Source organism: Bradyrhizobium genomosp. I (2014) (assembly GCF_000261685.1).
Lineage (GTDB): Bacteria > Pseudomonadota > Alphaproteobacteria > Rhizobiales > Xanthobacteraceae > Bradyrhizobium.
In genome coordinates, this window is record NZ_AJQE01000141.1 from 58,766 (window position 1) to 67,687 (window position 8,922).

The following is an 8,922-nucleotide window of genomic DNA, read 5'->3' on the forward strand; positions in this document are numbered from 1 at the left end:
GATCCCGGCGATGGCCGGTCACCATTCCAAGCGTGACCGATTCGTGTCTCGCCCCGATGACGAACGGCCATCCGGTTGTTCAGCTCGCTGCGGCACGGCTCTCCCGCGTCTGAAAGTTCTCGATCACACGCAGCAGTACCCGCGCGCCGGCGTCGGCATCCGCGAGCTCGACATGCTCGTCCGGGTGATGGCTGACACCGCCGCGGCAGCGGACGAAGATCATACCGACATCTGCGATGTCGATCATGGCCATGCCGTCGTGCCCAGCCCCGCTGGGCAACTCGAACACGGACAAGCCTTCCGCGGCGATCGCCTCCGCGATCTGCACCTTCAGCCAGGGCGCGCACGGCGCGGTGCGATTTTCGTGGGTGACGTCGAGCTGGAGTGCCAATTGCCTCCGCTTTGCGATCGCCTCGATCTGGCGGACGACGTCGGCCACCGCGCGCTTGCGGTGCATGTCGGTGGGCGCGCGCATATCGATGGTGAAGGACACGTCGCCCGGAATCACATTGGTCGCGCCGGGCCTCGCCTGGATGTAGCCGACAGTGCCGACCAGGCCGCCCTCGTCGGTGCGGCAAAACTGCTCGATCGCACCGATGCATTCGGCCGCGCCGGCAAGCGCGTCGCGCCGAAGCCCCATCGGCACGGTGCCGGCGTGTCCCGCCATGCCGGTCAGCCGTGCGGCCAGGCGCGTGGCGCCGGCGATCGCGGTGACGACACCTACGGGCAGGTTCTGCGCTTCCAGCACCGGTCCCTGCTCGATGTGCAATTCGAGGTAGGCAAGTAGCTCCCGCCGCGCCCGCGCGGCCGCACCGATATCGGCGGGATCGAGGCCGAACTGCACGAGCGCATCGCGCATCGATACGCCATCGCGGTCGCAAACATTCAAGACACTCTCGTCAAAGGTGCCGGCCACCGCGCGGCTGCCGAGCAAGGTCGACGCGAAGCGCACCCCCTCCTCATCGGCAAAACCGACCACCTCGATCGCAAACGGCAGGCGCTTGCCGCGGCGGTTGAGATCGGCGACGCAAGCGATCGCCGTGATCACACCCAGCGGTCCATCCCATTTGCCGGCATCGCGCACAGTGTCGTAGTGCGAGCCGAGCATCAGGCAGGGCGCACCCGGCCGGTCGCCTTCATAGCGGCCGCAGACGTTGCCGATCGCGTCGAGGCGCGCGCTCATGCCGGCTTCGCGCATCCAGCTCAGGATGAGGTCCGCTGCCTCGCGCAGCTCCTTGGTGAGATAGATGCGGGTGAGGTTGTCTCCTCCCTCCGAGATCGCGGCCAGATCGTTGATCCGACGCGCGATCATTTCGCCGAGCGACGCATTTTGAACGGCGTTGACGGACCCCATCTCGACAAATTTCCTCTTCTCTGGACCGCGGGAGTTGCTGTCCCGGCGACAAACGGTACGAGCTCGGTGCCAGCAAGATCACGCACCGGCCGGCCCGACGGGCGCGTGATTAGCATGGATGCGAGTGCGCGCGAGACTGCCTCGCGCCGGTCAGGCACGCGGGCGGCCCACGCCTGTAATTCCTTATCAGGATCTGACGGGCCGCATAATCGATATTTTTCAATCGGTTATTCGGAAAATGCCATCGACGACGACCGTCCGGGCTGGCTGGTGATGTTCCACGGCAGATTGTGTATGAAGCATGGACGAGCGAAGCCGACCACCGTGGTCGCCGGCGCATGGCAGGCACTGACCGGGGAGCAGCGATGGACGGCGCGTCCGAACGTGACGAACACTTCCTGCGCCTGTCGTTCGCGGTCGCCCGCCGCTCACTCAGTCATGGCAATCATCCCTTCGGCTGCATCGTTGTCGGGGCCGACGGCAAGATCCTCATCGAGAGCGAGAACGGTTACATGCCGGATCATGACGGCACCGCGCATGCCGAACGTCTGGCGGCCACCCGCGCCTGCCGCACCCTCGGACGCGAGGTGCTGGCGAAGGCCACGCTCTATTCGTCAGCCGAACCCTGCGCGATGTGTGCGGGCGCGATCTACTGGGCCGGCATCGGCCGCGTCGTCTTTGGCCTCAGCGAGCATCGCCTGCGCAGCATCACCGGCAACCATCCGGAGAACCCGACCCTCGCCCTGCCCTGCCGCGAGGTCTTCGCCAGTGGCCAGCGGCCGACAGAGGTCATCGGCCCGCTGCTGGAAAAGGAGGCTGAGGCGCTGCACGTCGGCATTTGGACCAAGTAGCAGCACATTCAAAAGGAGATGACGCCGTTTGTCTGATCGCGCGCCATGCGACGCCGCCGAAGCGTTGAGCAAGGGTTGACGCTTTTCACATCTTACGCCGCGGTTCAAACTGGCCCACTATTGAGACACTTCACGCATGCAAGCGCATCAGCGAACGTTAGATCCGATGTCCAATGGCCAGCATTCCGGCGATTCTCCGCTCCTGAGGACGATCGGCCTCACCAAGCGTTATGGCGGTTTCCTCGCCAACGATTCCATCGACGTCGACATCTGGCCGAGGGAAATCCACGCCCTGCTTGGCGAGAACGGCGCCGGCAAGTCGACGCTGGTCAAGGCCATCTACGGGCTGATCCAGCCCAGCGCCGGCGAGATCCGCTGGCAGGGCCAACGAATCGTGCTGTCCGGTCCCTCGGAAGCACGCAGCCTTGGCATCGGTATGGTATTCCAGCATTTCTCGCTGTTCGACAATCTTACCGTTGCCGAGAACGTGGCGCTCGGCCTCGATGGCAAGGAATCCTTCAAGGACATGTCGGCGCGGCTGGAGCAGGTGTCGAAGACCTATGGACTGCCGCTCGATCCTCATCGCGAGGTCTGGCAACTATCCGTCGGCGAGCGCCAGCGCATCGAGATCGTCCGCGCCTTGATGCAGGATCCGAAATTCCTGATCCTGGACGAGCCCACCGCGGTGCTGACGCCGCAGGAGGCAGATCAGCTCTTCATCGTGCTGGAGCGGCTCAAGGCCGAAGGCCGCGCCATCCTCTATATCAGCCACAAACTGGAGGAGGTGAAACGGCTTTGCGACACCGCGACGATCCTCCGCGGCGGCAGGAAGGTCGAGACCTGCAACCCTCGGCTCGAGACTGCGGCCTCGCTCGCGCGGATGATGGTCGGCGGAGAGATCAAGGAAGTGAAGGCCGCATCCCGCCGCAAGACCACTGTGCCGCGGCTCGTCGTCGATGATCTCTCGCTCGCCCCCGCAGAGGCGCATGGCGTACGGCTCGAGCACATCTCGTTCGAGCTGAAGGGCGGCGAAATATTCGGCATCGCCGGCGTCGCCGGCAATGGCCAGGACGAATTGTTCGCCGCGCTTTCCGGCGAGCGCCTCTCGAAGGATCCTGGTACGGTGCTGATCGAAGGCATCGCCGCCGGCCACCTCTCGATCACCCAGCGGCGCAAGCTGGGCGCCGCTTTCGTGCCCGAGGAGCGGCTCGGCCACGGCACCGCGCCGCGCATGAAGCTGTCGGAGAACGCGCTGCTCACCGGCCACGCCGCCAGCGGCATGGTCCATCACGGCTTCATCCACACTGCGGCCACGCTGAAGGCGGTCGATCGTGCGACCGAGGCGTTCGACGTCCGCAAGGCCAAACGCGATCCGGAAGCCGCGAGCCTGTCCGGCGGGAATTTGCAGAAGTTCATCGTGGGACGCGAGATCCTGCGCGCTCCTGCGGTGCTGGTGGTGAGCCAGCCGACCTGGGGTGTCGACGCCGGTGCTGCGGCTGTCATCCGTCAGGCGCTGCTTGATCTCGCAACCGCAGGCGCCGCCGTCCTCGTGACCAGCCAGGATTTGGACGAGCTCGCGGAGATCGCCGACCGTATCGCCGTGATGTTCCACGGCAGGTTGTCAGCGCCGCTCGCCACCAGCGGGGCGACACGTGAAAAGCTCGGCCTGCTGATGGGCGGCAGCAGCCTGGAGCCGAAGGAGGCCGCGCATGCAGTTGGCGCTTGAGAAGCGCGCCGAGCGCTCGGGCACGATCGCGCTGGTCTCGCCGCTGATCGCGGTCGGCCTCACGACCGCGACCATGATCATCCTGTTCACGATTCTCGGCAAGAATCCGCTGCTCGCCTTGCACGCCTATTTCATCGCACCTTTGACCGACGGCTATTCGCTCCAGGAGATCGCGGTGAAGGCAACGCCGCTGGTGATGATCGCCATCGGGCTGTCGCTCTGCTATCTCGCCAATGCCTGGAACATCGGCGCTGAAGGACAATTCCTGATCGGCGCCGTGGCCGGAAGCTGGATCGCGGTGAAGACACAAGGCACCGACGCCGGCGCCTGGGTGCTGCCGGCCATGCTCGTCCTCGCCGCCGTCGCGGGCGCGCTCTATGCGCTGATCCCGGCGATCTGCAAGGTCAAGTTCGGCGCCAGCGAGATCCTGACCAGCCTGATGCTGGTCTATGTCGCCGACCTCTTCCTCGACTATCTCGTGCGCGGGCCATGGCGCGACCCGCAGGGATTCAATTTCCCGACCACGGCGGAGTTTGATCCGGTGGCAACAGTCCCTCTCCTGATTGAAGGTGGCCGGCTGCATCTCGGCTCCGTCATCGCCCTCCTCGTCGTCGCAGCAGCGGCGATCCTGCTCGGGCGAACCATCAGGGGATTCGGGATCCGCGTGGTTGGAGCTGCGCCCCGTGCGGCGCGGTTCGGCGGCTTCAAGGCCAATCAGCTGATCATCCTGACCTTTGCGGTATCAGGCGCACTGGCGGGCCTCGCCGGAATCATCGAGGTTGCAGGTCCGGTTGGGCATCTCCAGCCTGGCATCTCGCCTGGTTACGGATTTACCGCGATCATGGTGGCCTTCCTCGGCCGTCTGAACCCGCTTGGAATTCTGGTTGCAGGCCTCTTCCTCGCATTGACCTTTATCGGCGGTGAACAGGCGCAGATCGCGATGAAGATCCCGCTGGACGTCACCAAGGTGTTTCAGGGCATTCTGCTGTTCTACGTGCTCGCCTGCGATTCCCTCATCCTCTACCGCTTCAAGCTGGTCTTCCCGAGCCGACAGGTGGCCCGTGGAGATGGTTGAAGCCATCATCCTGGCGGTGCTCGCCGCATCCACGCCGCTGCTGATCGCTGCGACCGGCGAGCTCGTGACCGAGCGCTCCGGCGTGCTCAATCTCGGCGTCGAGGGCATGATGATCGTCGGCGCCGTCTGCGGCTTTGCCGGCGCCTGGCTGACCGGATCGATCTTCATCGGCGCACTGTTCGGCATCGTCGCGGGCACGCTGATGTCACTGATCTTTGCATTGATGGCTCTCGGGCTTGCGGTCAACCAGGTTGCAACTGGCCTCGCACTGACCATCCTCGGCATCGGGCTCTCCGGCCTGATCGGAGCCGGCTTCGTCGGCGAGCGCATCACGCCGGCCATGCACCTCCATATTCCCGTTCTGACGGACGTTCCGCTGATCGGCCGTATGCTGTTCGGCGAGGACGGCTTCGTCTATTTCTCGGTCGCACTGATCGTCGGCGTCTGGTGGTTCCTGTACCGCACGCGCGCGGGACTGATCCTGCGCGCCTGCGGCGACAATCACGTCTCCGCGCATGCGCTCGGCTATCCCGTGCTGCGCATCCGCACCTTCGCCGTGATGTTCGGCGGCGCCTGCGCCGGCCTTGCCGGCGCTTATTTGCCGCTCGCCTATACGCCGTTCTTCATTCCGGGCATGACCGCCGGCCGCGGCTGGATCGCGCTGGCGCTGGTGGTGTTCTCGTCCTGGCGGCCGGGCCGGCTCGTGGTCGGCGCGTATCTGTTCGGCGCGGTGACGATCCTGCAACTGCACGCGCAAGGCTGGGGCGTCGGCATTCCCTCGCAATTCATGTCGGCACTGCCTTATCTCGCAACCGTCATCGTCCTGGTCCTGCTCTCCCGCGCACGCAGCGGCGGTTCGACTGCGCCGGCCGCGCTCGGCACGGTGTTCGTGCCTGACCGTTGAACCTCACTCCACGGCGGGCGCGATGGGGCGCGTGCGTTGCGGATCGTGGCTTTCCCCTGATGTTGGAGATCGATGATGAGGAAATCACTTCTTGCGCTGACTGCCGGGCTATTGCTTGCCGGGAACGTCAGTGCAGCCTCCGCCGCCGACAAGCTGAAGATCGGCTTCATCTATGTGGGTCCGATTGGCGACCTCGGCTGGACCTATCAGCACGACCTGGGTCGTCAGGCGCTGGTGAAGGAACTTGGCGACAAGATCGAGACCACTTACCTCGAGAACGTGCCCGAAGGCCCCGACGCCGAGCGCTCGATCGAGCAACTCGTCCGCGCCGGCAACAAGCTGATCTTCACGACGTCCTTCGGCTACATGGATCCGACGCTGAAGGTCGCCAAGAAATATCCGAACGTGCATTTCGAACACGCCACCGGTTACAAGCGCAACCCGAACATGTCGACCTACTCGGCGAAATGGTATCAGGGCCGCTATATTCAGGGCCTGATCGCGGCCAAGATGTCGAAATCGGGCGTGCTCGGCTATATCGGCTCGTTCCCGATTCCGGAGGTCGTCTCCGGCATCAACGCGACGGTGCTGGCGGCGCAGACCATCAATCCGAACATCAAGGTCAAGATCATCTGGGCCAACACCTGGTTCGATCCGGGCAAGGAAGCCGACGCCGCCAAGGCTCTGATCGACCAGGGCGCCGACGTCATCATGCAGCACACGGATTCGCCCGCCGCCATGCAGATCGCCAGCGAGCGCGGCAAGCTCGCTTTCGGCCAGGATTCCGAGATGATCAAGTTCGGGCCCAAGACCCAGCTCACCTCGATCCTGGATACCTGGGGCCCCTACTACATCGAGCGCGTCAAGGCCGAGCTCGCCGGCACCTGGAAGTCCGAGAACACCTGGGGCGGCCTCGACAGCCACATGTTCGCGATGGCGCCCTACACCAACATGCCCGACGACGTGAAAAAGATGGCCGAGGATGCCCAGGACGCGATCACCGCAGGCAAGCTGCACCCGTTCAAGTGCCCGATCATTGGGCAGGACGGCAAGCAGGTCGACTGCAAGGGCGGCGATCACCTCGACGACGGCCAGATCCTCGGCATGAATTTCTACGTGAAAGGCATCGACGATAAGCTGCCGGGCAAGTAGCACGCTTCTTGCTTTGCCCAAATCACCTGCTCCTCCCGGAGGAGGTTCGGAGGGGGTGGCCAGAAGCACCCGGCACTTGTGGTCGCCCCCTCTTTCTATCCGGCCCTGATCATCCCCCCTGCATGGCCCGCGCCGCGGAGCTGTGGCGGCGGATGAGGTCTGCCACATCGAGGCCCGGGATCGCGCCGTCGATCACCGCCCATTGTCCAGCCACCATCACCCGGTCGGCCCGATGCGCGCCGCATAGTACCAGGGCGGCCAGGGGGTCGCCGTGACCGGAGAAGCGCAGCTCGTCGAGCCTGAACAGAGCGAGATCGGCGGCCTTGCCGACGGCGATCTCGCCGAGTTCCGGCCGGCCGATGCAGGCCGCCGAGCCCTTGGTCGCCCAGCGCAGCGCATCCTTATGGCTGACCTTCGTCACGCCATAGCGCGCGCGTTGCAGCAGGAAGGCGGCACGGACCTCCTGCATCAGGTTCGAGCCGTCGTTCGAGGCCGAGCCGTCGACCCCAATGCCGATTCCGACGCCAGCCTCCTCCATCTCGCAGACCGGACAACAACCGGACGCCAGCAGCTGGTTGCTGCAGGCGCAATGACTGATGGTCGTTTTGGCGTTGCCGAGCCGCTTCATTTCGTCGGCGTTGAAAAATATGCCGTGAGCGAGCCAGGTGCGCGCATTGAGCCAGCCGCATTGCTCGAGATAGTCGAGCGGGCGGCAGCCATACATCTGCTCACAAAACTCGTTCTCGTCCTCGGTCTCGGCGAGATGGGTGTGCAGACGCACGTCGAGCTTGTCAGCGAGATCGGCGGTCGCGCGCATCAGCGACGTCGTCACCGAGAAGGGCGAGCACGGCGCCAGCGCGATCTGCACCATCGCATCCGGACCGCGCTGGTTATGCTTTGCGACCACGCGCGCGCTGTCGTCGAGAATCGTGTCCTCGTCCTGCACCACGCTGTCGGGCGGCAGGCCGCCGTCGCGCTGCGACAGGTTCATCGAGCCGCGCGTGAGCAGCACCCGCACGCCGAGACGCTTCGCCACCGCCACCTCGATATCGAGGGCGTCTTCGAGACCCGCCGGAAACACGTAATGGTGATCGGTCGTGGTGGTGCAGCCGGAGAGCAGAAGCTCGGACATCGCCACGGTGACGCCGAGCTCGAGCGCGTCAGGCGTCAGCCTCGCCCACACCGGATAGAGCGCCTGAAGCCAGGGGAACAGCTCGCGCTCCATCGCGGCCGGCAGCGCCCGCGTCAGCGTCTGGTAGAAATGATGATGGGTATTGATCAGGCCCGGCAGGACGACGTGTTCGCCCGCATCGAACACCGCGACATCCGCGGTTACGGGCACACCGCCGGCCGGCACGAGCTCGACGATCCGGCCGCCCTTCACCACGATCCCGCGCTCGGCATGATCGGCGAGGATGGCCAGCGGATCCCTGATCCAAATCGGCCTTGCGTCACTCATGATCCTGCTTCTCCTCTCCCCCGCTGACGGCAGGCCTGCAAGACGGAGGACGGCTGCGTCCCTGCTCCGACTTGTTGTTGCCACTTGGCTCCCGTCTTGCGACACTTTCTCGTCGATTCACCCGGCGGGAGCGGTGGCGCAGGCATGGACTTGAATACCATCACAGCGGTCGCCCATCCGCAAACGCGCGCGCAGTTGCCCGTTTGGACGGCAGGTGATGCCTGGCTCGCTGGCGGCACTTGGCTGTTCTCGGAGCCGCAAACGCATCTGACACGACTGATCGATCTCACCGATCTGGAATGGCCGGCGCTGACGATCACCGACAGCCACCTCAGCATCGCCGCCACTTGTACCATCGCAGAGCTCGATGGACTCGCCTGCCCGTCCGATTGGCTCCCCGC

7 protein-coding genes and 1 pseudogene are annotated in these 8,922 nt (G+C 64.9%); 6 read left to right on the forward strand and 2 right to left on the reverse strand.

What is annotated here, in order from left to right:
* Window positions 1-79: 79 nt before the first annotated feature.
* Window positions 80-1,354, reverse strand: coding sequence for an allantoate amidohydrolase (locus IC50_RS13695; protein ID WP_035705107.1), 1,275 nt, complete (start codon window positions 1,352-1,354; stop codon window positions 80-82).
* Between the two features lie 365 nt (window positions 1,355-1,719).
* On the opposite strand from IC50_RS13695, the gene IC50_RS13700 reads away from it, so the two are divergent.
* The 5 genes from IC50_RS13700 (at window position 1,720) to IC50_RS13720 (ending at window position 7,062) form a co-directional block, all read left to right on the forward strand.
* Window positions 1,720-2,205, forward strand: a complete 486-nt coding sequence (locus tag IC50_RS13700) for a nucleoside deaminase (protein WP_035705109.1) — start codon at window positions 1,720-1,722, stop codon at window positions 2,203-2,205.
* 136 nt (window positions 2,206-2,341) lie between these two features.
* Window positions 2,342-3,931, forward strand: a complete 1,590-nt coding sequence (locus IC50_RS13705; protein ID WP_035705111.1) for an ABC transporter ATP-binding protein — start codon at window positions 2,342-2,344, stop codon at window positions 3,929-3,931.
* Window positions 3,915-5,006, forward strand: coding sequence for an ABC transporter permease (locus IC50_RS13710; RefSeq protein WP_035705114.1), 1,092 nt, complete (start codon window positions 3,915-3,917; stop codon window positions 5,004-5,006). The genes IC50_RS13705 and IC50_RS13710 overlap by 17 nt, the downstream gene beginning before the upstream one ends.
* Window positions 4,993-5,910 (forward strand): ABC transporter permease, encoded by a 918-nt coding sequence (locus IC50_RS13715; protein WP_035705116.1) that lies wholly within the window; start codon window positions 4,993-4,995, stop codon window positions 5,908-5,910. Before IC50_RS13710 ends, IC50_RS13715 begins: the two co-directional genes overlap by 14 nt.
* Before the next feature lie 75 nt (window positions 5,911-5,985).
* Window positions 5,986-7,062, forward strand: a complete 1,077-nt coding sequence (locus IC50_RS13720) for a BMP family ABC transporter substrate-binding protein (protein WP_035705157.1) — start codon at window positions 5,986-5,988, stop codon at window positions 7,060-7,062.
* 109 nt (window positions 7,063-7,171) lie between these two features.
* On the opposite strand, the gene IC50_RS13725 is transcribed toward IC50_RS13720, so the two are convergent.
* Window positions 7,172-8,521 carry an 8-oxoguanine deaminase gene (locus IC50_RS13725; RefSeq protein ID WP_035705126.1) on the reverse strand — a complete coding sequence of 450 codons (1,350 nt, stop codon included), beginning with the start codon at window positions 8,519-8,521 and terminating at the stop codon, window positions 7,172-7,174.
* A 144-nt stretch (window positions 8,522-8,665) separates the two neighbouring features.
* On the opposite strand from IC50_RS13725, the pseudogene IC50_RS13730 reads away from it, so the two are divergent.
* A pseudogene (locus IC50_RS13730) lies at window positions 8,666-8,922 on the forward strand (FAD binding domain-containing protein); the annotation flags it as partial.